A 24,688-nucleotide genomic window follows, 5' to 3' on the forward strand; every position below is an offset into this window, starting at 1 on the left:
TCGGTCTCCCGTTTGGGCGTATTGTTTACAGGGCGAGCTTGGCGATGGCGAAAACGCCGACCGCTGCTGCGCCGTAGCTGATGATGGTCATCACGATGAGGGCGACTTTGTTGGCCAGCCCATGGACATAGTCCTCGATCAGCACCTGCACGCCGTCATTGAAATGTTTAAAGCCCACGATCAGCGTCAGCGCCGCCACGATGGCCGGGAAAGGACGCGCGTAATAGGCAAGGATTTCTTCATAGCTGCCGCCGAGCGCACTGCCGAAGGTAAAGACGAACAGCGGGATCAGGACCAACAGCGCCAGCGAAGAGACTTTCATCGCCCAGAAATGCGCGGTGCCGGTTTTCGCCGAGCCAAGGCCGCGGGCGCGTTTGCGATCTGTCATGTATGCCATGGTGTCGCTCCTCAAACGATGATGATGGTCAGGATGGTCAGCACGACCGATCCGATCAGCACGGTCCAGCCCAGCTTTTCCGCGGTGGGGATATCGAGCATCCGGCCCGTGTCCCAGATCAGGTGCCGAACGCCGGCCAGCGTGTGATACCACAGACCTAGGAGAGACAGGGTAAAGACCAAATCACCGAACCAGCTGGTCATGATCCCGTTTACCGTGTCGAAATACTCAAGCGACGTGGCGGCGGCGAGGAACCACCACACGATCAGCAGCGCGGTGATCAGCATCGCGTTGCCGGTGATCCGAGTGAGAATCGACGTCATAGAAGTCAATTGGGGGCGATAAATCGTCAAATGCGGGGAAAGCGGGCGGTTACCCCGGTTCACATCGGCCATGGCGCGGTCCTTTGTCCTGTGCTTTGTCCTGTGCTTTGCATCTTGATAGCGGTTTTTACAGGACTGTCACGGGGAACTGCGGGGAATCTGCGGGGTTTGGCCGGTGTTTCGGTGGAAAAATGACAGAGTGATGTGGTCCTGCCCGCTTTTGTGATCACAGCAGATTATCGTGTGATCACAAAACCTCCCCCTTCCCCGAACGAAAAAGCGCGCCCCGATTGGGACGCGCTTTCGAACGCATATGCGGTGAGGCTCAGGCGAGGGTTTCGTCGATGCCTTTGCACGCTTCGACCAGACCTTTGACCGCGTTGACGGAGTTGTCGAACATCGCCTGCTCGTCTTTGTTCATCGAAATCTCGACAACACGCTCGACACCGCCCGCGCCGATCACCGTGGGCACGCCCACGTAGAAACCGTTCAGGCCGTAGGCGCCATCGACATGCGCCGCCGTAGGCAGCACGCGCTTTTGGTCTTTGAGATAGGCCTCGGCCATCTCGATCGCGGAGGTGGCAGGCGCGTAGAAGGCCGAACCGGTCTTCAGCAGGCCCACGATCTCGGCGCCGCCGTCACGGGTGCGCTGTACGATCGCGTCGAGCTTGTCCTGTGTGGTCCAGCCCATCTTGACCAGATCCGGCAGCGGGATGCCCGCAACGGTGGAGTAGCGCACCAGCGGCACCATCGTGTCGCCGTGACCACCCAGAACGAAGGCGGTGACGTCTTTCATCGACACGTTGAACTCGGTCGCGAGGAAGTGGCGGAAACGCGCGCTGTCGAGAACCCCTGCCATGCCGCAAACCTTGTTGTGCGGCAGGCCCGAGAATTCGCGCAGCGCCCAAACCATCGCGTCGAGCGGGTTGGTAATGCAGATCACGAAAGCGTCGGGCGCGTGTTTGGCGATGCCTTCGCCCACGGATTTCATAACCTTGAGGTTGATGCCCAGAAGGTCATCGCGACTCATGCCCGGCTTGCGGGCGACACCGGCGGTGACGATGCAGACATCTGCGCCCGCGATATCGGCGTAATCCTGAGTGCCCGACATGGTGGCGTCGAACTTGCCCGATGGGCCCGACGACGCGATATCGAGAGCTTTGCCCTCAGGGGTGCCCTCGGCAATGTCGAACAGGACGACATCGCCCAATTCTTTCAACGCTGCGAGATGGGCGAGAGTGCCGCCGATTTGCCCCGCGCCGATAAGCGCGATTTTGGGTCTGGCCATGGTCATGTCTCCGACAGAGGTTTCATTTGCGCCGGAGATACCGAAATGCACGGTCCCGTGCAAGTTGCAGCATTTAGCAGCGGCTAACCCCTGCCCTCACCACGAAAAAGGCCGCCCCGAGGGGCGGCCGATTGCTGAACCTTAAGGCGAATAATTATTCACCTTGGTACTCAGGCTGCGATTCCAGACGCTCTTCGGTGCTGTCGATGTAGATGCGCACGTCGTCGCCTTCCACGTTTTTCAGAACCTGAAGTTCATCAAAAGTCACGGCCACCGGCTTTTCGCCCAGACCAAGGAAACCGCCCACGTTGATGACAACACGGTCAACCTTACCGTCGTCGCCGATCAGCAGCGTGTCGATCTCACCCACGGTCTCATCGTTGGCACCATATACATAGGAGCCTTCGAGGTCATCGGCGCTCATCTGTTGGATCATCTCGGCTTCGGCGGCGGCATAGCCTTCACGCTCGACTTCCGGGCGCGGCAGCAGTTCACGCTCAACAGTCTCGTTGCCTGTGATCACGGTGGTGTTGGCTTCGGCTTCGTTGACAGCTTCTTCTGTCTCGGCCTCAGCGTTCTCCATCATGGTTTCGGCTTCTTGCGCCATTTCCTCGGATTCGGCCTCTACTTCGTTGGCCATCTCTTCGGTCTCGGCTTCAAGGTTCTCGGCCGCCTTCTCTGCGTCCTGAGCCATCTCCTCGGTCTCGGCCTCTACTTCATTGGCCATTTCCTTGGTCTCGGCTTCGGCCTCATTGGCCATCTCTTCAGCTTCGGTCTCGCCGTTGACGACGGTGACGTTCGCGTCAGTCTCTTTCATGGCGTCGCCTTCCATAGGCTCGCCGTCCATCACGGGGCGTTCGAACTCAGGCGCCTGCTCCAGCATCTCTTTCGAGGTGTTCACAACGAGGAAACGGTCACCGTCTTCGTCGTTCAGGATTTGGATCTTGTCCATGGAGATGGAAACGTCACGCTCGCCCAAGCCAAGGAAACCGCCGACGCCGAGGATCACGGCAGTCACTTCGCCGTCCTGCGACACGATGATGTCGTTAATCTCACCGATGTCGTCCCATTCCTGCTCTGCGCCATTGGCGACAGGGGTGGCCGCGTCAACTTCGGCTTCGGAGTTGTAGATGCGCATGCCGATCAGGTCGGACGCAAGGAAATCTGTCTGCTCGACAGCGACGTTGCCAAAGCCCTCGGAATGCGCCTCAGCAAAGGCTGCGCCGGACATGGTCAGTACGATGGCCGTCGTGCTCAGAAAACGTTTCATTGTAAGTCTCCTTCCAAAAACGAGCGTTGCTTGCTCTTCTGGAACCACAACCCGGATGGCCCTATCCAGTTCCACGGCCAGACAAATAAATAGCGGGCCTTTGCCCGAGAACCGCCAAGACCCAAACAGAAAAAAGGCGACCATGGGCCGCCCGTGTCTTCCCGATATGGCTCGCTTTCAGGCGTCCTCGCCCTTGGCAGGCAGCTCTTCTGTCAGCGCCTCGAACCCTTGGCCCGAGGCGACCAGACAGGTGATGCCATTGACCCCGGTCACGGTGATCGTCCAACTGCCCGTCTGGTCAGAGGCGAAAACCTCGACCACTGCATTATCGCCGCCCAAGCCCATGGACTGGCGCGTTTCGCCATAGCCATCCGCCAGCCGCAGCACCACATGATCGCGCGGCGCGCAATTGCGCGGCGTCTGCGCCTCGGTCGTGGTGGCCAGCACAATCGCCGAAGCGGCGGTGAGCGCCGCGAGGTGAAGAAATTTAACGAAACCTGTCATAGCATCTGCCTTCGCATCGAAAGGCGTGATCCTTGGGGGGGGTGAAATGCGCCATCTTTCGCACCGGCCCCAAAGCAGCCTTGGTTGAAATGACTGCATCCGCTGCGCCGAGTGTTGCCTCAGATGCGATGCAAAAGACAGTGCGCCGCAAGGCTGAAAGACTGGTTAATTCGCCGCGCGGAAATCTCTGCAACGGCTTCGCTGCGTCGCGGCATGTTTTGCCTTGAAGTTTTCGCACAAAAATGCCCCTCTGTGCGCAACAATGTTAGGCGGCCAGCGCGCCGCCCTACCCGAGGAGCCTTTCATGACCGCCACAACCCGCCCCCTGCGTTCCGTTCTCTACATCCCCGGCTCCAAGCCCCGTGCCTTGGACAAGGCCCGTGGATTGGCCTGCGACGCCGTGATCTTCGACCTCGAAGATGCCGTCTCCCCCGACGAGAAAGTCGCTGCACGTGAAACATTGGCCGAGGCACTGGCCGAGGGCGGCTACGGCGCGCGGATGCGGGTGGTGCGGATCAACGGGCTCGACACCGAATGGGGCGCCGATGACGCCCGCGCCGCTGCCGCGATGCAGCCCGATGCGATTCTCTTGCCCAAGGTCGGCTCCCCCGCCGACCTCGAAGCGCTGGCCGAGATCGTGGGCGACATCCCCCTCTGGGCGATGATGGAAACCCCCGGCGCCATGCTCAACGCCGCCGCCATCGCCGGACACCGCCAGTTGCAGGCCATGGTCATGGGCACCAACGATCTGGCGAAAGACCTGCAAACCCGCTTCCGCCCCGACCGCCTGCCGCTGATCACCGGCCTCGGCCTTTGCCTGCTGGCCGCCAAGGCCCATGGCGTGGCGATCATCGACGGGGTGTATAACGCGTTCAAAGACGAAGACGGGCTGCGCGCCGAATGCGAACAGGGCCGCGACATGGGGTTCGACGGCAAGACCCTGATCCACCCCGCGCAGCTCGACATCGCCAATGCCGCCTTCACCCCGTCGGAGGCGGAAGTCGCCCTCGCCCGCCGCCAGATCGACGCCTATGGAGAGGCGCAGGCCGCAGGTCAGGGCGTGGCGGTCGTCGACGGTAAAATCGTGGAGAATCTCCATGTTGCCACCGCCCGCGAAACACTGGCAAAACTGGCGGCAATTGCAGCCATGAGCCCGGAGCCTTCGCCATGACAGTTCTCATCCTCGGCCTGATCCTTTGGATCGGGGCCCATCTCTTCAAACGCCTGATGCCTGTCCAACGGGCGCAGATGGGCACCGCAGGCCGAGGCGCAGTGGCCGCCGCATTGGTCGTGGCACTCGCCCTCATCATCTGGGGGTATCGCGCGGCGGAATTCATTCCGGTCTGGACCCCGCCGAGCTTCCTAACCCACCTTAACAACCTGTTGATGGTGCTGGCCTTCTGGGTCTTCGGCTCCAGCGCCGCCAAGGGCGCCAAGGCATGGCCCGCCTATAAAACCCGCCATCCGCAACTGCTGGCGGTGAAAATCTGGGCCACGGCGCATCTTCTGGTCAACGGCGATCTCGCCTCTATCCTGCTCTTTGGCACCATGCTCGGCTGGGCGGTGAGCGAGGTGATCCTGATCAACCGCGCCGAGCCGGGCTGGACACCCCCGCCCCACGCAGGCCGCGCCACCTATATCCGCCTCATCGTGATCTCCACGATCCTTTTCGTTCTCGTCGCCGGCATTCACACATGGCTTGGCGTCATCCCCTTCCCCCATTGACCCCGGAGCCTTCCATGAAAGTTTACCGCTTCCTCTCCGAAGAAGACACATCCGCCTTTTGCCACAAGGTCACCGACGCGCTGAACAAAGGCTGGGAGCTTTACGGCTCCCCCACCCAGACATGGGACCACAAGGCCGGGGTCATGCGCTGCGGCCAAGCCGTGGTGAAAGACGCCCCCGGCACCTATTCGCCCGATACCAAATTGGGCGAGCAGTAATGAGCAAGACCAACCGGGGCCGCTTCTTTGAGGATTACACACTGGGCGAGGTGCTGCATCACGCGGTGCCCCGCACGGTCGGCGCGGGCGAACGCGCGCTCTATCACGCGCTCTACCCCGCGCGGCACGCGCTCTATTCCGCCGACAGTTTCGCCCAGTCCTGCGGGCTGAAGGCCAGCCCGCTCGACGATATGATCGCCTTTCACATCGTCTTTGGCAAAACCGTACCCGATGTCTCGCTCAATGCCGTGGCCAATCTGGGTTATGCCCAAGGCCGTTGGCTGCGCCCCGTCTGGCCCGGCGACACGCTGCGTGCGCAAAGCGAGGTCATCGGCCTCAAGCAAAATTCCAACGGCAAGACCGGCGTGGTCTGGGTCCGCACCACCGGGCTGAACCAGAATGACGAAATGGTGCTGGACTATGTCCGCTGGGTCATGGTGCGCAAAGCCGACCTCGACGCCCCCGCGCCCGAAACCACCCTGCCGGATCTCCCCGATGCGCTGAGTGTGGATCAATTGCATATCCCGCAGGGCCTCGACTTTACCAATTACGACTTCGCCCGCGCCGGGGAGCCGCACCGCTGGGGCGACTACGTGGTCGGCGAAAAGATCGACCATGTCGACGGCGTCACGATTGAGGAAGCCGAACACATGATGGCCACGCGCCTGTGGCAGAACACCGCCAAGGTGCATTTCGACACTTCCGCCCGCCCCGACGGTTCGCGGCTGATCTACGGCGGGCATGTGATCTCTATGGCGCGGGCGCTGTCCTTCAACGGGCTGGCCAATGCGCAGATGGTCGTGGGGCTGAACGGCGGCGCCCATGCCAACCCCTGCCTTGCAGGCGATACCGTCCGGGCATGGACCGAAGTGCTCGACAAGGCCGAGACTTCGGCCCCCGGTGTCGGCGCGCTGCGTCTGCGCCTTGTGGCAACCAAGGGCGGCGCCCCCTTCGAGCTGCGCGATGAGGCCGGAAAATACCGCGCAGAGGTTTTGCTTGACCTCGATTATTGGGCGCTCATGCCGCGCTGACTGGCCGGTCCGCCCCTTGAGCGGGGCGGCCTATCCCCCCTTAATCAAGCAAAAATCAGCCGATTCGGAGCCTTTGAGCGGAAATGTGATCACACGTATTTATCGTGTGATCACAAATCTCATTTTTAGCTGGCCAAACCCCGCTTTCTCCGAAAAAACCCTTACAGGAACGAGAGTCATCCCCATACTACGGGGCAACTGGAACAGAAACGGGACCGTTTTCATGAACATCCACGAATATCAGGCAAAAGCCCTCCTGCGCAGCTATGGCGCCCCTGTCTCCGACGGCCGCGTTGTGCTGAAGGCAGAAGACGCCAAGAACGCAGCCGGCGAAATGGACGGGCCCCTTTGGGTTGTCAAAGCGCAGATCCACGCAGGCGGTCGCGGCAAGGGCAGCTTCAAGGAAGCCGCCGCTGGCGAAAAGGGCGGTGTGCGCCTTGCCAAATCCGTGGAAGAAGCGGCCGAGGAAGCCAAGAAGATGCTGGGCAAAACGCTGGTCACGCATCAGACCGGCCCCGCAGGCAAGCAGGTCAATCGCATCTACATCGAAGACGGCTCTGACATCGAGCGTGAGCTGTACCTCGCCCTGCTGGTCGACCGCCAGACCAGCCGCATCTCCTTTGTCTGCTCCACCGAAGGCGGCATGGACATCGAAGAAGTCGCCGAAGCGACACCTGAAAAAATCCTCAGCTTCTCCGTCGATCCGGCCACCGGCTACCAGCCCTACCACGGCCGCCGCGTCGCCTTCTCGCTGGGTCTTGAGGGTGCCGCCGTCAAGCAATGCGTGAAGCTGATGGGTCAACTCTACCAGGCCTTCATCGAGAAGGACATGGAGATGCTCGAGATCAACCCGCTGATCGTCATGCCCGGCAACGAACTCAAGGTGCTCGACGCCAAGGTCGGTTTCGATGGCAACGCCATGTACCGCCAGCCCGACATCGCCAACCTGCGCGACGAGACCGAGGAAGACGCCAAGGAACTCGAAGCCTCCAAATACGACCTGAACTACATCGCGCTCGACGGTGAGATCGGCTGCATGGTGAACGGCGCGGGCCTCGCCATGGCCACAATGGACATCATCAAACTCTACGGCGCGGAGCCTGCCAACTTCCTCGACGTGGGCGGTGGTGCGACCAAAGAGAAAGTCACCGAAGCCTTCAAGATCATCACCTCCGACGAGAACGTCAAAGGCATCCTCGTGAACATCTTCGGCGGCATCATGCGCTGCGATGTCATCGCCGAAGGCGTGGTCGCCGCGGTCAAGGAAGTCGGCCTGAAAGTGCCGCTGGTCGTGCGCCTTGAGGGTACCAACGTCGAAGAAGGCAAGGCAATCATCAACAACTCCGGTCTCGACGTCATCGCCGCCGACGACCTGAAGGATGGCGCGCAGAAGATCGTGAAAGCGGTCAAAGGCTAAGCCTTTTCGGCCAGTCCCGCCCGGCCCCCGCGCCGGTCGGGACTGGCCGTTTCCAACGTTCCTGCCGCCCCGCTGCGGCAGGGGCAAATGCGACGACACGGCGCCGCGCCCACCCGATTACGCAATGAGGTCAGTATGGATCACTCTCCCAAATCCTCCCCCGTTCTGACGGGTATTGCGCTATTGGGGGCGGGCATTTTGATCCAGCAATGGCAACCCGGCGCGCTGCGCCTGCCCGAACCGGCCAACCACCGGCGCCACGACCGCGGGCTGCGCCGCGCCGCGCGGAAATCCCGCGACGGGCTGGCGATGATCCTGCCGTCGAACCTCACCGGCTCCATTGGCCGCAGCCTGATGATCATGGGTGCGGGTCTGCTGACCCTGCGGGTGCTGGACCTGCTGGTCGATCAAGATGAGCAGCTTTACTGATGCCCGCGCTGTCGCTCGCCCCCCTTACCCAACACGCGGCCAAGCGCGACAGCGCCCCGCGAAAGGCGGCCCTATGACACCGGCGTTTGCCTCTTCCCGCGCGGGCTGGGGGGTGATCCTTGCCCTGATCCTGGCCTTTGCCGCGCAGATGGTCGTTGTGAACGGCCTGCCCGCCGCCACCCAAAGCACGCTGCTGGCCGAAGGCGGCTTTTACGAAAGCCTTTCGGTCGTAGGTTACATCCTTTGCATTCTCGCATTGGTCTGGACCCTGCGCGGCGCGGTGCTGCGGGTCTGGTATCTGCCGCTGGTGCTGGCGGTCATGGCCGCGCGGGAACTGGACCTCGACAAAAGCCTCTTCTCCCGCGGCCTCTTCAAAGCCCGGCAATATACCGGTGAGGGCGTCCCGCTGGGCGAGCGGCTGATCGCCGCACTGATCCTTGCGCTGATCGTCACCGCGATCCTGCTGATGCTCTGGCGTCACGCCCGCCCCTACCTCACGGCCCTGTTTCGGGGCCGCGCTTGGGCCGGGGCCGTGCTGCTGGGGATCGGTTTCACCGTCGCATACAAACTGCTCGACGGCATCGCGCGCAAACTCGCCCCCTTGGGGATCGAGATTTCCGCCGATGCCGAACGCACCGCCTTCGTCGTCGAGGAGATCGGGGAGCTTGGCATCCCGGTCATGTTCCTCGCCGCCATCCTGCTGTGGCCCGGCCCTGCGCCTGCCACGGCCCATCCCACCAACCGGGCGCACCGCGTCTGACGCCCCCGGGGCCTGCCCCCGGGATTAAACATCACCGACCAAGGAAGAAATCATGGCCGTACTAGTCAACGAAAACACCAAAGTCATCTGTCAGGGTCTGACCGGCTCGCAGGGGACGTTCCACACCGAACAGGCCATCGCCTATGGCACCAAGATGGTCGGCGGCGTGACCCCGGGCAAAGGCGGTCAAACGCATCTCGACCTGCCGGTCTTCAACTCCGTGCACGAGGCCAAACACGCGACCGAGGCGAATGCCTCCGTGATCTACGTCCCGCCCCCCTTCGCCGCCGACTCGATCCTCGAGGCGATCGACGCCGAGATGGAACTCATTGTCTGCATCACCGAAGGCATCCCGGTTCTGGACATGGCCCGCGTCGCCCGCGCGCTCGAAGGCTCCAAATCGCGCCTGATCGGGCCGAACTGCCCCGGTGTCATCACGCCCGACGCCTGCAAGATCGGCATCATGCCGGGCCATATCCACCGCCGCGGCTCTGTCGGCGTCGTGTCGCGCTCGGGCACGCTGACCTATGAGGCCGTGAAGCAGACAACCGACATGGGCCTCGGCCAGTCCTCGGCCGTGGGCATCGGCGGCGACCCGATCAAAGGGACCGAGCATATCGACGTGTTGGAGATGTTCCTTGCCGATGACGAGACGCAATCGATCATCATGATCGGTGAAATCGGCGGCTCCGCCGAAGAGGAAGCGGCGCAATTCCTCGCCGATGAGAAGAAGAAGGGCCGTTGGAAGCCCACGGCCGGTTTCATCGCGGGCCGCACCGCCCCTCCGGGCCGCCGCATGGGCCACGCGGGCGCGATTGTCGCCGGTGGCAAGGGCGACGCAGAGAGCAAGATCGAGGCGATGAAAGAAGCCGGGATCGTGGTCGCCGACAGCCCCGCCACATTGGGCGAAGCGGTCAAAGAAGCGATCGACAAGGGCTGATGCCTGCCGGGCGGGCCACGGCCCGCCCATTGACCCACTCTGCAAAGCGCTATGTTTTGCGGGGTCTTGATGAAAACCACCCGGCGCCGCCGACAGCGAAGGAGGGCAAGATGCACATACAGACCGCGGTCAATCTCTGCCCGCTTTCGCCCGGCGCCGGCCCGCGGGCAAGCGCCCGACCCGGCGGCCCGGCAAAGCCCTGCACCTCCGCCTTCAATACCTATGGCCCCCCGCGCCGGGCCTGACTATAGACCGACCCTGATTCTGACCCTGTCCCGTCTGCCCCGCCGAACAAAGGTGACCCAATGACCGACCAACCCGCCAACGAACAATTCCATGCCTCTTCCTTCATGGAAGGCGACAACGCGGAATATCTTGAGGCGATGTACGCCCGCTATGCCAACGATCCCAACGCGGTGGACGAGGCATGGCAAACGTTCTTTGCGGCGATGGGCGATGACGCCGAAACCGCGCAGGCCGAGGCCGCTGGCCCCTCTTGGGCACGCCCCGATTGGCCCCCCGCCCCCCAAAGCGAGGTGATGGGCGCGCTGACCGGCGTCTGGCCCGAACCGACCGAGGCGAAGGCCGCAGGCGAGAAGATCAAGAAAAAGGCCGAGGAAAAGGGCGTTCCCGTTTCCGACGACCAGATCCGCGCCGCCGTGCTCGACAGTATCCGCGCGCTCATGCTGATCCGCGCCTACCGGATCCGTGGCCACCTCGCCGCAACGCTCGACCCTCTGGGCATGCGCGACATGGGCGAACAGCCCGAGCTTGACCCCAAGTCCTACGGTTTCACCGATGCCGACATGGACCGCCCGATCTTCATCGACAATGTGCTGGGCCTTGAAGTGGCCACCATGAAGCAGATCGTCGACATCGTCCGCTCGACCTACTGCGGCACCTTCGCGCTGCAATATATGCATATCTCCGACCCCGAACAGGCCGGTTGGCTGAAAGAGCGGATCGAAGGCTACGGCAAGGAAATCGCCTTTACCAAGGAAGGCCGCAAGGCGATCCTGAGCAAGCTGGTCGAAGCCGAAGGTTTCGAAAAGTTCCTGCACGTCAAATACATGGGCACCAAGCGTTTCGGCCTCGATGGCGGCGAAAGCCTTGTTCCGGCGATGGAGCAGATCATCAAGCGCGGCGGCCAGTTGGGCGTGAAGGACATCGTCATCGGCATGCCCCACCGGGGCCGTCTGTCGGTGCTGGCCAATGTCATGCAAAAACCCTACCGCGCGATCTTTAACGAATTCCAAGGCGGCAGCTTCAAGCCTGACGATGTGGATGGCTCGGGCGATGTGAAATACCACCTCGGCGCCTCCTCCGACCGTGAGTTCGACGGCAACTCCGTGCACCTGTCGCTCACCGCGAACCCCTCCCACCTAGAGGCGGTGAACCCCGTGGTGCTGGGTAAGGTCCGCGCCAAACAGGACCAATTGAACGACCAAGACCGCACCGCCGTCATGCCCGTGCTGCTGCACGGCGACGCGGCTTTCGCGGGCCAAGGGGTCGTGGCCGAATGTTTCGCGCTGTCCGGCCTCAAGGGCCACAAGACCGGCGGCACCATGCATATCGTGGTGAACAACCAGATCGGCTTCACCACCGCGCCGCATTTCTCGCGCTCCTCGCCCTATCCGACCGACAACGCGCTGGTCGTGGAGGCACCGATCTTCCACGTCAACGGCGATGATCCGGAGGCCGTGGTCCACGCCGCCCGCGTCGCAACCGAGTTCCGCCAGAAGTTCCACAAGGACGTGGTCATCGACATCTTCTGCTACCGCCGCTTCGGTCACAACGAAGGCGACGAGCCGATGTTCACCAACCCGGTGATGTACAAGAGCGTCAAGAAACAGAAAACCACACTGAGCCTCTATACCTCGCGTCTGGTGGCCGACGGTCTGATCCCCGAGGGGGAGATCGAAGACATGAAGACCGCCTTCCAGAACCATCTCAACGATGAGTTCGAGGCCGGGAAAGACTACCGCCCGAACAAGGCAGACTGGCTCGACGGCAAATGGTCCGGCATGGACAAAAAGAACAAGTCCTACCAGCGCGGCAAAACCGCCATCGCCCCCGAAACGCTGCAAGACGTCGGCAAGGCGATCACCACCGCGCCCGAGGGCTTCCCCCTGCACAAGACCATCGGCCGTCTGCTCGACGCGAAAAAGAAGATGTTCGAAAGCGGTGAAGGCTTTGACTGGGCCACGGCAGAGGCGCTCGCCTTCGGCTCCCTGCTGACCGAGGGCTATAAGGTCCGCCTGTCGGGTCAGGACAGCACGCGCGGCACCTTCAGCCAACGGCATTCGGCCTTCATCAACCAAGAGAACGAAGATCGCTACTATCCGCTGAATCACATCCGCGAGGGTCAAGCCGACTATGAGGTCATCGACTCCATGCTCAGCGAATATGCGGTATTGGGGTTCGAGTATGGCTATTCGCTGGCCGAACCCAACGCGCTGACGCTCTGGGAAGCGCAGTTCGGCGACTTCGCCAATGGCGCGCAGATCATGTTCGACCAGTTCATCTCCTCCGGTGAAAGCAAATGGCTGCGCATGTCGGGCCTCGTCTGCCTGATGCCGCATGGCTACGAAGGTCAGGGGCCCGAGCACTCCTCGGCCCGTCTGGAGCGTTTCCTCACCATGTGCGGCGGCGACAACTGGATCGTGGCGAACTGCACCACGCCCGCCAACTACTTCCACATCCTGCGCCGTCAGTTGCACCGCAGCTACCGCAAGCCGCTGATGTTGATGACACCGAAATCGCTGCTGCGCCACAAACTGGCCATCAGCAAGGCCGACGAATTCACCACCGGGTCCAGCTTCCACCGGGTGCTTTGGGATGACGCCGAAAAAGGCAACTCCGACACCAAACTGGTCGCGGATGACAAGATCAAGCGTGTGGTGATGTGTTCGGGCAAGGTCTATTACGACCTGCTGGAAGAGCGGGACGCCCGCGGCATCGACGACATCTACATCCTGCGCTTTGAACAGTTCTACCCCTTCCCCGCGCAATCCGCGGTCAGAGAGCTGGAGCGTTTCAAAGAGGCCGAGATGATCTGGTGTCAGGAAGAGCCCAAGAACCAAGGGGCTTGGTCCTTCATCGAGCCCAACATCGAATGGGTTCTGGGCCGCATCGACGCGAAACATGGCCGCGCCTCCTATGTGGGCCGCGCCACTTCGGCCTCGCCCGCCACGGGTCTGGCCAGCCAGCACAAAGCACAACAAGCCGCCCTCGTTGACGAGGCGCTGACCATCAAAGGAAAGTAAACCATGACAAGCGAAGTACGCGTCCCAACGCTGGGCGAATCCGTCACAGAAGCCACCGTTGCCACATGGTTCAAGAAACCCGGCGATACCGTCGCGGTGGATGAAATGCTCTGCGAGCTGGAAACCGACAAGGTGACCGTCGAAGTGCCCAGCCCCGTCGCCGGCACCCTGAGCGAGATCGTGGCCCAAGAAGGCGACACCGTGGGTGTCGACGCCCTTCTGGCCAATGTCAGCGAAGGCGACAGCGGCTCTGCCGCCGCGCCCAAGGCCAAGGAAGCCGCCGAAGATGCCGGTGCCGCCTCCCAGTCCGACCGTGGCGGCGATGCGCCCAAAGCCATCGACGCAGGCGCTACCGAAGTCGCCGCCCGCGAAGGTCAAAGCATCGACGTACAGGTGCCCACCTTGGGCGAGTCGGTGACCGAAGCGACCGTAAGCACTTGGTTCAAAAAGGTCGGCGACAAGGTCGAAGCCGATGAGATGCTTTGCGAGTTGGAGACCGACAAGGTCAGCGTCGAAGTCCCCGCCCCCGCCGCAGGCGTGCTGGCCGAGATCTTTGCCGAAGAAGGCAGCACCGTCGAAGCCTCTGCCACGCTGGCCGTTCTGACCACCAGCGCAGGCGCCGCCGCCCCCAAGGGCGAAGACGCCAAATCCGGTGCCGGTGCCGCGCCTGAGACCAAGCCCGCCGGTGGCAAGGATGTCGAAGACGCGCCTTCCGCCAAGAAAGCGATGGCCGAAGCAGGCATCAGCCGCGATCAGGTCACAGGTTCGGGCCGTGACGGTCGCGTGATGAAGGAAGACGTGGCCAAAGCCGTGGCCGCCGGCACCTCCTCCGCCCCGAAGGCCGAGGGGAAACCCGCAGCCCCCCGCGCTGCCTCCGCCCCCGATGACGCCGCCCGCGAGGAGCGGGTCAAGATGACCCGCCTCAAGCAGACCATGGCGCGCCGCCTGAAGGAAGCGCAGAACACCGCCGCGATCCTGACGACCTTCAACGAGGTCGACATGACCGAGGTCATGGCCCTGCGCAACGCCTACAAGGCCGACTTCGAGAAGAAGCACGGCGTGCGGATGGGCTTCATGTCCTTCTTCACCAAGGCCTGCTGTCACGCGCTGAAGGAAATCCCCGAGGTCAATGCCGAAATCGATGGCACCGACGTGATCTACAAAAACTACGTCCACATGGGCGTCGCCGCAGGCACGCCCACGGGCCTCGTGGTGCCGGTGATCAAGAATGCCGACGCGATGTCCTTTGCCGAGATCGAGAAGGCGGTGAACGCCATGGGCAAGAAGGCCCGTGACGGCAAGCTCACCATGGCCGACATGACCGGCGGCACCTTCACCATCTCCAACGGTGGCGTCTACGGCTCGCTGATGACCGCGCCGATCCTGAACCCGCCGCAGTCCGGCATCCTCGGCATGGCCAAGATTCAGGACCGCCCGATGGCGATCAACGGCGAAGTCGTGATCCGTCCGATGATGTATATCTCGCTCAGCTACGACCACCGCCTGATCGACGGCAAGGGCGCGGTGACCTTCCTTGTGCGCGTCAAGGAGATGCTCGAAGATCCGCGCCGTCTGTTGATGGATCTGTGATACTATGGGCGGGGGGCGACCCCCGCCCTATCTACCTGTGGACCCGTGGATTTTCCCACATAGCGAAAGGACACAGACCATGACCGAAACCACCCTCCTCGCCGCCTATGGCCTTCTGGTCATGCTGACGATCCTCTTGCAGGTACTGGGGGCCACCCGGCAGCTGTCGATGGGCTACCTGATGTCCTCGCGCGATGAGACGCGCACCACCACCGGCATGACCGCCCGTCTGGGCCGCGCGCTTGATAACTCTGTCGTGGCCATGGCGATCTTCGCCCCCGCCGTGCTGCTGGTCGAGATCTTGGGCCGCAACAACAGCGCCACTTTGCTGGCCGCACAGGTCTTCCTGCTGGCACGCATCATCTATCTGATCGTCTACGCCCTTGGCGTGCCGACGATCCGCACGCTGGCGTGGCTCGCAGGCTATGCCGCCACCGCCGTTCTTTATTTCCACGCGCTCTGAAAGGCATTCCCATGCAGATGATCTGCCACTTCGACGTCACCGATTTCGCCGCTTGGAAAGACGCATTCGACGCCGATGCCGAGGCGCGGCGCAATGCGGGGCTCTCGGTGCTGCAAATCTGGCAACACGCCGACAGCAGCACGAAAGCCTCTGTCCTGTTGGATGTGAACGACCGCAAAAAGGCCGACGATTGGCTCGCCCGGTCCGATGCGCTCAGCAGCGATGACAGGGGCACCGTGACCAGTTCCACCGCCTATTTCGTGAAATCCGCATGAGCGCCGAGCTGACCGTTCTGACCCTCGCGGCCCTGCTGCAGGGGGTGCAATTCGTGCTCTACGCCGTGCCCGCCAACCGGGAGCTTGGCCCCGGCTACACCATGTCGGCGCGCGACCGTGAGCCGTCGCGCGCGATGAGCGACCGCACCGCCCGCTTGGGCCGCGCACTCGACAACCATTTCGAAGGGCTGATCCTTTTCGGCATCGCCGTGGGCGTGGTGCAGATGTCGGCCCAGAACACCGCCTTCACCGCCGCCTGCGCTTGGGTCTATCTCATCGCCCGGCTGCTCTATGTTCCCGCCTATGCGCTTGGCCTGCGCCCGCATCGGTCGTTCATCTGGATCGTCGGTTTCGCCGCGACCATGCTGATGCTGCTGGCGGCTCTCGTTTAACCCTTTCCCAAACACCCGCAGGCAGCGGCGCTTGCACCTGAAACCCGCGCCTCATACCTTGCCTGCACCACCCGACTGCTAAGGAGACCCCCCCATGTCGAGCTATGATGTCATCGTGATCGGCTCCGGCCCCGGCGGCTATGTCGCCGCCATCCGTTGCGCGCAACTGGGCCTGAAAACCGCCTGTGTCGAAGGCCGTGAGACCCTCGGCGGCACCTGCCTCAACGTGGGCTGCATCCCCTCCAAGGCGCTGCTGCACGCCACGCATATGCTGCATGAGGCCGAGCATAATTTCGAAGAGATGGGTCTCAAAGCAAAAGCGCCGACCGTCGATTGGAAGCAGATGCTGACCTATAAGGACAAGACAATCGAGACCAACACCAAGGGCATCGAGTTCCTGTTCAAGAAGAACAAGATCGACTGGCTCAAGGGCTGGGGCTCGATCCCCGAGGCGGGCAAGGTCAAGGTCGGCGATGAGGTCCACGAGGCCAAGAACATCATCATCGCCTCGGGCTCCGAAGCGGCTGGCCTGCCGGGCGTCGAGGTCGACGAGAAGACCGTGGTAACCTCCACCGGCGCGCTGGAACTGGGCAAGATCCCCAAGAAGATGGTGGTGATCGGCGCAGGCGTGATCGGGCTGGAACTGGGCAGCGTCTATGCCCGTCTCGGCACCGAGATTACGGTCGTCGAATATCTCGACGTGATCACCCCCGGCATGGACCCAGAGGTGCAAAAGACCTTCCAGCGCATGCTGAAAAAGCAGGGGTTGAACTTCGTCATGGGTGCCGCCGTGCAGAAGACCGAAGTCACCAAGGGCAAGGCCACGGTTAGCTACAAGCTGCGCAAGGACGACAGCGAACATGAGATCGAAGCCGATGCCGTGCTCGTCGCCACAGGCCGCAAGCCGGTGGTCAAAGGCATGGGGCTCGACGATCTTGGCATCAAGATGACCGAGCGCGGCCAGATCGCCGTGAACGAGCATTGGGAGACCTCCGTCAAAGGCGTCTATGCCATCGGTGACGTGATCGAAGGCCCGATGCTCGCGCATAAGGCCGAGGACGAGGGCATGGCCGCCGCCGAAGTCATCGCAGGCAAACATGGCCATGTGAACTACGGCGTGATCCCCGGCGTGATCTACACCCACCCGGAAGTCGCCAGCGTGGGCGAGACCGAGGCGACGCTGAAGGAAGCGGGCCGGGCCTATAAGGTCGGCAAGTTCTCCTTCATGGGCAACGCCCGGGCCAAGGCAGTCTTTGCCGGTGACGGTTTCGTCAAGCTGATCGCCGACAAAGAGACCGACCGCATCCTTGGCTGCCACATCATCGGCCCCGGCGCGGGCGATCTGATTCACGAGGTCTGCGTGGCGATGGAATTCGGCGCCTCGGCGCAGGATCTGGCGATGACCTGCCACGCGCACCCGACCTATTCCGAGGCCGTGCGCGAGGCCGCTCTGGCCTGCGGCGACGGGCCGATCCACATGTAATGCAAAGGGGCGGGCCAAGGGTCCGCCCCTTTTCGTTGCGCAGACGGCGCCCGCTGCGGCTATCGCGGGTTAACACCCCTGCCCTACAACCTCCCCCGTCGCGACATTCACGGAAGACGAGGCCCCTCGCGGGGTCATGTCGATACGTAGAGACATGCAGGGTGACGCCTGTTCTTTCCACCTCCCCCGGCGGCGCCGCCACTTTAACGGCTTCCCAGATATCCGAGATTGCGTCCCGCGAAACCGTCGTTTCAGCGGGCACTATGGCATGCCGGCGCCGCCCGGCCAGCGACCGGGTGGAACATGCCAACCCCTGCTCCGCACAAGCAAAAACGGCCCGCCTAGATTAGACAGGCCGCTCAAGACTGGCTTTATACGCCCGAAGGTCTAATCAGCTTTAGCCGGAGCTACTCGCCGGAAAGTGATCCCGCAATTTTTCTGGATGCTCATTTTCTCCAAGGCTTCTAACTCGCCTTTCAGGCGCCCCAGTTCTGCCGCGGTCTGCTTGTCGCCCTTGATAAAGAAAGCGGCCGGCCAGAACACGACCAGCGCCACGCCGGTGGCGACCGCGTCATCGCTGGCTTTTTTGTTTTGAACGCCGGAGAGTTCGCCAACCTTAGCACTCACGCGGTTCGCTTCGGCCACCAATTGCTTGCAAGAGTAAGATTGGTAAGTCACTGGCGACACATAGGACGGAGCAATTGTGTCGGCCTTTTGAGCACAAGCGCTTACAGAAACCGCTGCCAACGCAAGCGATGCTATAATTTTCTTCATTTTAAAGTCCTTAACGAAAAATACACCTCTTCGTAGACTTACAAGCTTGAAGGTTCCAGAGGAAATTCAATCTAAGCGCGAATTTCGTCGCGTCACCTATACGCCTACCCCGCCTCCGCAGGCTGCCATCCGGCCTCGCGCAGCAGCGCGTCGGAATGGCTCTCCACCTCCTGCTCCAGCCGGGCCATGAAGGCGCGCTTATCCAGCCCCGGCTCGATCGGCGCCAGAAACTCCACCACGGCCAAGCCCGGGCGGCGGTAAAGGCCACGGCGCGGCCAGAAGTAGCCCGCATTTGTCGCCGCAGGCACGCAGACCTGTCCCAGTTGATCGTAAAGCACCGCCGTGCCGACCTTGTAAGGCGCGCTGAGCCCCGGGGCGACACGGGTGCCTTGGGAATAGATCACGATCTGCCCCGGCTCCACCCGGCCTGCGTTCACGTCTTCCATCATCTTGGTGATCGCCTGCCCGCGCTTGCCCCGGTTCACGGCGATCATCTGCATCCGCTTGGTGTATTGCCCGATCACCGGCGTCCAAAGCACCTCGCGCTTCATGATGAACTTGGCCCGTGGCAGGGCGTGGAAGATCATGATGATATCGAGGAAAGACTGATGTTTGGCCGCGATCAGAACCTCACCCTCGGGGACTTGGCCGCGCACCTCGCAGCGCAGCCCGATCAGCCAACGCGCCGTCCACATCGCCCAAGCGGCATAGGCTTTGCAAGCCGCATAGGCGCCGCGTTTGGAAAACATCGCCCAAGGCGCAAAGGCCAGTCCGATCACCGGCATCGCCACGGTCACCTGCACGATATAGAGGATCGAGCGGACCCATTGCAGCAGCTTCATGTCAACTCCCTCAATGTACGCCGCGCGGCGGCCCCGGTGGCGGCAAAGGCGACCGCACCCACAAGGAACGGCACCATCAGCGGCACCGCCCAATGCCAGCCTTGGAAGCCCAGGCCGGTCAGAAACCCGCCCGCCTCGCCCGCGTCGGGCAGCAACACCACCGCGATCATGCCCAAAGCCGTGCCCGCCGCCGCACCCAGAAGCGCGCGCAGGGTGAAACGGCGGATGAAGGCCCGCGCGATATAGTCATCGGTCGCCCCCACCAGCCGCAGCACCGCGATCACCTGCGCATTGGCGGCAAGCGCCGCCTGCGCGGCAAGCGTCACCATCGCGGCCACCGCAGCCCCGATCAACAGGGTCGATATCCAGCCCAAGAGGCGCAAACGGCCCGCGGCCGCCACCAGCGGCGCGCGCCAACGGCTGTGATCGTCCAGCACCGCGCCCGGCACCTCGGCCGACAGGCGCAGGCGCAGGCCCACGGGGTCCAACCCCTCGCCCTCCTCGACCACTTCGATCAGCCGCGGCACGGGCAGGTTCTCCATCGCCAGTTCGGGGCCGAACCACGGGGCGAGCAACTCTTCTTGCTCCGCATCCGTCAGCGCACGGGCCGAGGCCACGCCCTTGGTCGTCTGCAACACCTTCAAAGCCGCCTCCGTCTGGGCCGCACGTTGATCCAAGGGGGCCACAATCCGCACCGTTGCCGACTGCGCCAACTCCTGCCCCCAGACCTGCGCCAACCGGCCCGAGGCCAGCGACAGCGCCAAGGCAAAAACCGCCAGAAAGGCCATCGCCGCCGCGGCGAAAAGGGTCAGTTGCGCGGTGAAACCCGAAGGCGGCACCACACGGTCGGCCTGCCGGTCGCCTTTGAAAATCGCGCGCAGGGCGCCCAGATCGAAGCGTTTCACAAATCCGCCCCCGCCAGTTGGATACGCCGGTTCGCGATGCGCAAGACGCGGGCCTGCACATGCGCCTTGGTGGCGCGGATGAGGCCCAGATCATGGGTTGCGATCAACACGGTCTTGCCCATGCGGTTCAACTCGATCAGCAGGCGCAGCAGCCGCTGGGACATGTCCCAGTCGATATTGCCCGTCGGCTCATCCGCGAGGATCACATCGGGCGACATGATCACCGCGCGCGCCAAGGCGGCCCGCTGCCGCTCCCCGCCCGAAAGCTCAGGCGGCAGGGCGTCGGCGCGGTTGGTCAGGCCAACCCAAGACATCAATTCTTCCAGATCGGTGCCCCCCGCCTCGGCCCCACGGCCCGAAACATTGAGCGGCAGGGCCACATTCTCGGTCAGGGGGAGATGGTCGAGGAATTTCACGTCCTGATGCACCACACCGACACGGCGGCGCATCAGCGCGATGTCATCGCGCCCCAGCCCGCGCACGTCTTGCCCGAACATCCGCAAATGCCCCGCCGTGGGCAAAAGCGCCCCGTAGCAGAGCTTCATCAAGGTGGTCTTGCCCGCGCCCGAGGGGCCGGTCAGGAAATGGAAGGATCCGGGGGCGAGTTTCAGCGTGATGTCAGACAGCAATTCGCCCCCGCCATAGCTGTAGGCCACATTTTCGAGCTCTATCACGCATCCACCTTAAAAAACTTCGACCTGTTGTGCCTCAGCACCGGAAAGGATTCAATCACTCAGAACCCCAGCACCCTGCCCAGATATCACTTTTCCTACGTTATTCTAGGACATATGCTGCCCGTTACGATCTCAGAGCACCGAACGAACCCAGGAATGACCATGCGGCTGATCTGCCCCAACTGCGACGCGCAATACGAAGTTCCCGACGATGTGATGCCGGCGGCGGGGCGTGATGTGCAATGTTCCAACTGCGGGCAGACGTGGTTCCAACATCACCCCGACAACGCGCCGGAGGCCGAAGAGGATGATTTCGCCGACGACGTGATGCGGATGAAGCAGCGCGGCCCGGATGAGGACAGCGAAGCCGCCGCAGCGGCCAGCCTGCCTGATTTGCAGCCCTTCGGCGATGAAGAGGAAGACGCGCCCTTTGACGACGGTCAAGACGACGACTTCGAAGACGCATCCGACCCCGAGGAGGAAGCCCCCCAGCCTGCCCCTGCCCCTGCCGCACCGGCGCGCCGCCCCCTCGACCCCGCCATCGCAGAGATCCTCCGCCAAGAAGCCGCGGCAGAGCAAGAAGCCCGCCGCCGCCGCCAATCGGAACCGCTGGAAAGCCAGCCGGACCTCGGCCTAGACGACGCGCCCCGGCCCCAGCCGCAGCAGGCCCCCGAGATCGCCGCGGACGATCATGTGCCCGAGGATGAAGACACCCGCCGCGCCCAAGAGGCTCGCCTGCGCATGGCCAAGATGCGCGGAGAGCCGGTGCCGGAAAGCGAGGTTGACGCCTATGGCAGCGCCTCGCGCCGCGATCTTCTGCCCGATATCGAAGAGATCAACTCGACCCTGCGCCATGACCGGCAAGAGGGCAGGCAGGCCGGGCCGACCCCCACCGCCGCGCTCGACCGCCCCGAAAAGCCGCAGAAATCCGGCGGGTTCATGCGTGGGTTCACCATAATGATCGTCTTGGCGGCCCTTCTGGCGGCGGTCTATGTCTACGCCCCCGAGATCGCGCAGTCCCTGCCGCAGGCCGATCCCTATCTGTCGTCCTATGTGGCATGGATGGACGATGCGCGGCTCTGGCTCGATGGGCAGTTGCAAGACCTGCTGGTCTGGCTCGACACCGTGGCGACCCAATCGCAGGGGTAAGCCGGGTCAAAACCGATCTAACAGCCTGTTGAGGTAATCCCGCTCGACCTCGGGCCGCTCCGCCTCGCCTGAACGGCGGCGGATTTCGTCGAGCAACCGCCGCGCGCGGCCCTGATCGTCTGGCCCCTGCGCCAGCGGCGCGTCCGAGCTGTTGGCCCCGCTGCCGCCCTGCTCACGCCCAAGCGGATCGCGCCCCTCGCCGCGCTGATCGCCCCCCTCTGCCGTGCCTTGGCCGGGCTGGCCTGCGCGCTGCTCCTGCTCCATCGCCTCACCGAGGGCGCGCATCCCCTCGCGCAGCGCTTCCATCGCCTGCGCCTGATTGTCGATCGCCTCGGCCAGTTCGTCGCGGCGCAACGCCTCTCCGGCGCGGTCCATCGCCGCGCCCGCGCGGTCCAGCGCGTCGCGGGCCGCGTCCCCCTCAGCCGTGCCCTGCCCGGGCGAACGCCCCTGCTGGCGGCGCAGCTCGTCGCGCAGCGCTTGCTGGCGACCGGCGAGCCCTTCCTCGCCCCCGTCTTCACCGGAGGGGCCGCCCTGCCCGCGCCGGCCCTCATGGCTCTCGCCGCGCCCTTGCCCGCCGTTGCGGCCCTCGTTGCCGTCACTTTCGCCTGCGCCGGTGCCGGGGTTGAACTGCTCTTGCAGATCACGGAAGGCCTGATCGCTTAAGCCCTGCTGCTCCCGCAGCGTGTCTGACAGCCCCTCCATCGCCTGCTCACTGGGCGAATTGCCGCCCTGTCCGGGCTGGCCTTCGGTGACGCGCATATTCTCCATCATTTCCTGCAACTGGCGCAGCGCCTCGGCGGCTTCGGCCATACGGCCCTGTTCCATCAACTCCTGAATGCGGTCCATCATGCGTTGCAGATCGTCTTGGGTCATCTGCATCGCCTCGCCCTGCGGCTGCTGGTTTTCGCCCCCGCCTTTCTGCGCCTGCTGGCGCTGAAGTTGTTCAAGGTAATCTTCGGTGGCGCGGCGCAGCTCGTCCATCAGTTCGGCGATCTCGGCCTCGGAGGCACCATTCTTCATCGCCTCGTTCAACCGATCCTGCGCGCGACGCATCCGGTCGAGCGCATCGGCCAAGACGCCTTCTTCCAATTCGATCGCCAGCGCCCATAGGTCTTCGGCCAGCTCGGTCTGCACCTCTTCGTCCAGCCCGTAGCGCGCGCGCAGTTCCAGCCGCCGGATCACCTGCTTGAGCCGCAGTACCGTCACCTCCGACCGTAGGTCATCGCCGGGGGCATAACTCACCGCGCGCAATACCTGCGCGATGCGCGGCGCATTGGCGCGGGACCACAAAAGATCGCGCCGCATCTCGATCACCGCCGCCGCCGCCGGATCGAAAAAGCGCCGCCCCGGCAGGGTCAACTGGCTCCCCTCGGTCACGGCCTGCTGTTCGGAGGCGTCCAAGACCGAAAGTTGCAGCGACACCGGCAAATTGGCCCATGGGTGTTTCGAGAAATTCTCGATCAGCCTCTCTTCGAAATCCCGCCGGTCGCCGCTGATCGGCATGGGCAGCGGCACCACGATCTCGGGCCGCGGGTCGGGGTCGACGGTCAGACCATAGCGCCGGTCGACCGAGGCCAGATCGAGGCTGATCCGCGCCTCACCGGCTTCGACGCCATAATCGTCGCGCGCAAGGAACGGCAGGCTCATCTCTCCCAAAGCAGTCACCTCGGGCGGGCCGAGCCTTTCGACCTGCGGCGCGGCATCGGGCAAAAGCGTGATTTGCCACGCCCGCGCGCCCGGCCCGTCGATGCTGATCTCCCCGCTTTGGCGCAGGGTGAAATCCTGCGCGGGTTCCGAAGACGCCGCCACTTCCCGGCCCGAGACGCTCTCAGCCACCGTCAGCGCGCCCAATTCGCCATAGAGCCGCAGGGTGATCAGCGTGCCCTCAGGCAGCGACAGCGCCCCGCCCTCAAGATCGTTGAGGTAGAGCGTCGGCTTGCCGGTATGACGCGGCGGCTCGGCCCAGCCTTCCCAAACGGGGCCGGAGGCCAGCGTGCCGCCCGCCCCGCCGGGGGCCAGATGCGTCACCTCGCCCAACCGCCAGACGGATCCGAAGACAAGCGCCACGATGAACCCAAGCAGCGCCACATAGCGCAGCGCATAGGGATCGGCCTGCGCGACCCGAAGGTCGCCCTTCACCGGCTTCGCCGCAGCCGCCCGCGCGGCCATGCGCCGCTGATGCGCCTGCCAGACCGCCGCCGAGGCGGCATCGCCCGCGCCAATCGCCTGATCGTCCAAGAGCGCGCGAATGGGCCGCCCCGGCAAGCTATCATCCAAACGCGCCAACGCCGCCGCGCGGGATGGCAGGCGGAAACGGCGCAGCGCAAAGACCAGAGTAAAGAGGGCCGCCAGACCGATTACGGCCAGCACGGCCCAAAGCACGCCGCCCGCCAGAGCATCCTGCGCCCCCATCATCAGCGCCGCCAGCACCGCCAGCACCAGCGCCAGCATGGGCCAGAGCGCCTGCACCAGCGCCTCGGCCAGCATCCCTGCCCAGGTCAGCCGCAGGGGCCAGCGCAAAGCGCGCAGCCTGTCTGTCCTGTCAGTGGATGTCTCCATGCGTCACGCTCCGG

Annotated in this window: 25 protein-coding genes; 15 read left to right on the plus strand and 10 right to left on the minus strand. The window is 63.5% G+C overall.

The window, feature by feature from the left end:
• Nucleotides 1-25: 25 nt before the first annotated feature.
• The 5 genes from sdhD to ACGYLC_RS11680 form a co-directional block, all read right to left on the minus strand.
• Entirely contained in the window at nucleotides 26-397 is a 372-nt protein-coding gene (gene sdhD, locus ACGYLC_RS11660; protein WP_067261896.1) for a succinate dehydrogenase, hydrophobic membrane anchor protein, read from the minus strand.
• A gap of 11 nt (nucleotides 398-408) precedes the next feature.
• Nucleotides 409-792: a succinate dehydrogenase, cytochrome b556 subunit gene (gene sdhC, locus ACGYLC_RS11665; RefSeq protein WP_067261898.1), complete on the minus strand. Its 384-nt coding sequence runs from the start codon at nucleotides 790-792 to the stop codon at nucleotides 409-411.
• Nucleotides 793-1,045: 253 nt separating this feature from the next.
• Nucleotides 1,046-2,008 carry a malate dehydrogenase gene (mdh, locus tag ACGYLC_RS11670; protein WP_394423068.1) on the minus strand — a complete coding sequence of 321 codons (963 nt, stop codon included), beginning with the start codon at nucleotides 2,006-2,008 and terminating at the stop codon, nucleotides 1,046-1,048.
• Nucleotides 2,009-2,162: 154 nt separating this feature from the next.
• Nucleotides 2,163-3,278 carry a PRC-barrel domain-containing protein gene (locus ACGYLC_RS11675; protein ID WP_394423069.1) on the minus strand — a complete coding sequence of 372 codons (1,116 nt, stop codon included), beginning with the start codon at nucleotides 3,276-3,278 and terminating at the stop codon, nucleotides 2,163-2,165.
• A 177-nt stretch (nucleotides 3,279-3,455) separates the two neighbouring features.
• Complete coding sequence (locus tag ACGYLC_RS11680; protein WP_394399053.1) at nucleotides 3,456-3,782, minus strand: hypothetical protein; 327 nt, start codon at nucleotides 3,780-3,782, stop codon at nucleotides 3,456-3,458.
• 304 nt (nucleotides 3,783-4,086) lie between these two features.
• Here ACGYLC_RS11680 and ACGYLC_RS11685 point away from each other — a divergent pair, with 304 nt between their 5' ends.
• From ACGYLC_RS11685 to lpdA, 14 genes are all read left to right on the plus strand, one after another.
• Nucleotides 4,087-4,953, plus strand: coding sequence for an HpcH/HpaI aldolase/citrate lyase family protein (locus ACGYLC_RS11685; protein ID WP_394423070.1), 867 nt, complete (start codon nucleotides 4,087-4,089; stop codon nucleotides 4,951-4,953).
• Nucleotides 4,950-5,507 (plus strand): NnrU family protein, encoded by a 558-nt coding sequence (locus tag ACGYLC_RS11690; RefSeq protein WP_394423071.1) that lies wholly within the window; start codon nucleotides 4,950-4,952, stop codon nucleotides 5,505-5,507. The genes ACGYLC_RS11685 and ACGYLC_RS11690 overlap by 4 nt, the downstream gene beginning before the upstream one ends.
• A gap of 14 nt (nucleotides 5,508-5,521) precedes the next feature.
• Entirely contained in the window at nucleotides 5,522-5,725 is a 204-nt protein-coding gene (locus ACGYLC_RS11695) for a DUF1737 domain-containing protein (protein WP_067261906.1), read from the plus strand.
• Complete coding sequence (locus ACGYLC_RS11700; RefSeq protein WP_394423072.1) at nucleotides 5,725-6,756, plus strand: MaoC family dehydratase; 1,032 nt, start codon at nucleotides 5,725-5,727, stop codon at nucleotides 6,754-6,756. The genes ACGYLC_RS11695 and ACGYLC_RS11700 overlap by 1 nt, the downstream gene beginning before the upstream one ends.
• A 223-nt stretch (nucleotides 6,757-6,979) precedes the next feature.
• Nucleotides 6,980-8,173 (plus strand): ADP-forming succinate--CoA ligase subunit beta, encoded by a 1,194-nt coding sequence (gene sucC, locus ACGYLC_RS11705; protein WP_394423073.1) that lies wholly within the window; start codon nucleotides 6,980-6,982, stop codon nucleotides 8,171-8,173.
• A 135-nt stretch (nucleotides 8,174-8,308) separates the two neighbouring features.
• Nucleotides 8,309-8,602 (plus strand): hypothetical protein, encoded by a 294-nt coding sequence (locus ACGYLC_RS11710; RefSeq protein WP_394399063.1) that lies wholly within the window; start codon nucleotides 8,309-8,311, stop codon nucleotides 8,600-8,602.
• Between the two features lie 73 nt (nucleotides 8,603-8,675).
• Nucleotides 8,676-9,362 carry a hypothetical protein gene (locus ACGYLC_RS11715; RefSeq protein ID WP_394423074.1) on the plus strand — a complete coding sequence of 229 codons (687 nt, stop codon included), beginning with the start codon at nucleotides 8,676-8,678 and terminating at the stop codon, nucleotides 9,360-9,362.
• Nucleotides 9,363-9,414: 52 nt separating this feature from the next.
• Nucleotides 9,415-10,302: a succinate--CoA ligase subunit alpha gene (sucD, locus tag ACGYLC_RS11720; RefSeq protein ID WP_067261915.1), complete on the plus strand. Its 888-nt coding sequence runs from the start codon at nucleotides 9,415-9,417 to the stop codon at nucleotides 10,300-10,302.
• Between the two features lie 305 nt (nucleotides 10,303-10,607).
• Complete coding sequence (locus tag ACGYLC_RS11725) at nucleotides 10,608-13,568, plus strand: 2-oxoglutarate dehydrogenase E1 component (protein ID WP_394423075.1); 2,961 nt, start codon at nucleotides 10,608-10,610, stop codon at nucleotides 13,566-13,568.
• Between the two features lie 3 nt (nucleotides 13,569-13,571).
• Nucleotides 13,572-15,158: a 2-oxoglutarate dehydrogenase complex dihydrolipoyllysine-residue succinyltransferase gene (gene odhB / locus ACGYLC_RS11730; protein WP_394423076.1), complete on the plus strand. Its 1,587-nt coding sequence runs from the start codon at nucleotides 13,572-13,574 to the stop codon at nucleotides 15,156-15,158.
• Between the two features lie 79 nt (nucleotides 15,159-15,237).
• Nucleotides 15,238-15,621: an MAPEG family protein gene (locus tag ACGYLC_RS11735; RefSeq protein WP_394399071.1), complete on the plus strand. Its 384-nt coding sequence runs from the start codon at nucleotides 15,238-15,240 to the stop codon at nucleotides 15,619-15,621.
• Nucleotides 15,622-15,632: 11 nt separating this feature from the next.
• Nucleotides 15,633-15,896 carry a hypothetical protein gene (locus ACGYLC_RS11740; protein ID WP_394423077.1) on the plus strand — a complete coding sequence of 88 codons (264 nt, stop codon included), beginning with the start codon at nucleotides 15,633-15,635 and terminating at the stop codon, nucleotides 15,894-15,896.
• Nucleotides 15,893-16,288, plus strand: coding sequence for an MAPEG family protein (locus tag ACGYLC_RS11745; protein ID WP_394423078.1), 396 nt, complete (start codon nucleotides 15,893-15,895; stop codon nucleotides 16,286-16,288). Before ACGYLC_RS11740 ends, ACGYLC_RS11745 begins: the two co-directional genes overlap by 4 nt.
• Nucleotides 16,289-16,382: 94 nt before the next feature.
• Complete coding sequence (gene lpdA / locus ACGYLC_RS11750) at nucleotides 16,383-17,771, plus strand: dihydrolipoyl dehydrogenase (RefSeq protein ID WP_394423079.1); 1,389 nt, start codon at nucleotides 16,383-16,385, stop codon at nucleotides 17,769-17,771.
• A gap of 387 nt (nucleotides 17,772-18,158) precedes the next feature.
• Here lpdA and ACGYLC_RS11755 read toward each other — a convergent pair whose 3' ends face one another.
• The 4 genes from ACGYLC_RS11755 to ACGYLC_RS11770 all read right to left on the minus strand — a co-directional run bounded on the left by ACGYLC_RS11755 (nucleotide 18,159) and on the right by ACGYLC_RS11770 (nucleotide 20,966).
• Nucleotides 18,159-18,545, minus strand: a complete 387-nt coding sequence (locus ACGYLC_RS11755) for a hypothetical protein (RefSeq protein WP_394423080.1) — start codon at nucleotides 18,543-18,545, stop codon at nucleotides 18,159-18,161.
• Between the two features lie 104 nt (nucleotides 18,546-18,649).
• Nucleotides 18,650-19,387: a lysophospholipid acyltransferase family protein gene (locus ACGYLC_RS11760; RefSeq protein WP_394423081.1), complete on the minus strand. Its 738-nt coding sequence runs from the start codon at nucleotides 19,385-19,387 to the stop codon at nucleotides 18,650-18,652.
• Nucleotides 19,384-20,292 (minus strand): cell division protein FtsX, encoded by a 909-nt coding sequence (locus tag ACGYLC_RS11765; RefSeq protein ID WP_394423082.1) that lies wholly within the window; start codon nucleotides 20,290-20,292, stop codon nucleotides 19,384-19,386. Before ACGYLC_RS11765 ends, ACGYLC_RS11760 begins: the two co-directional genes overlap by 4 nt.
• Nucleotides 20,289-20,966 carry a cell division ATP-binding protein FtsE gene (locus ACGYLC_RS11770; RefSeq protein WP_394423083.1) on the minus strand — a complete coding sequence of 226 codons (678 nt, stop codon included), beginning with the start codon at nucleotides 20,964-20,966 and terminating at the stop codon, nucleotides 20,289-20,291. Before ACGYLC_RS11770 ends, ACGYLC_RS11765 begins: the two co-directional genes overlap by 4 nt.
• 156 nt (nucleotides 20,967-21,122) lie before the next feature.
• Between ACGYLC_RS11770 and ACGYLC_RS11775 the strand changes: the two genes are divergently transcribed.
• Nucleotides 21,123-22,115 carry a zinc-ribbon domain-containing protein gene (locus ACGYLC_RS11775; RefSeq protein WP_394423084.1) on the plus strand — a complete coding sequence of 331 codons (993 nt, stop codon included), beginning with the start codon at nucleotides 21,123-21,125 and terminating at the stop codon, nucleotides 22,113-22,115.
• Between the two features lie 6 nt (nucleotides 22,116-22,121).
• Here the strand turns inward: ACGYLC_RS11775 and ACGYLC_RS11780 are convergent, their stop codons facing one another.
• Entirely contained in the window at nucleotides 22,122-24,674 is a 2,553-nt protein-coding gene (locus ACGYLC_RS11780; protein WP_394423085.1) for a DUF4175 domain-containing protein, read from the minus strand.
• Nucleotides 24,675-24,688 lie beyond the last annotated feature (14 nt).

The sequence above is a fragment of the Sulfitobacter sp. 1A12157 genome, assembly GCF_043557345.1.
Classification (GTDB): Bacteria; Pseudomonadota; Alphaproteobacteria; order Rhodobacterales; family Rhodobacteraceae; genus Sulfitobacter.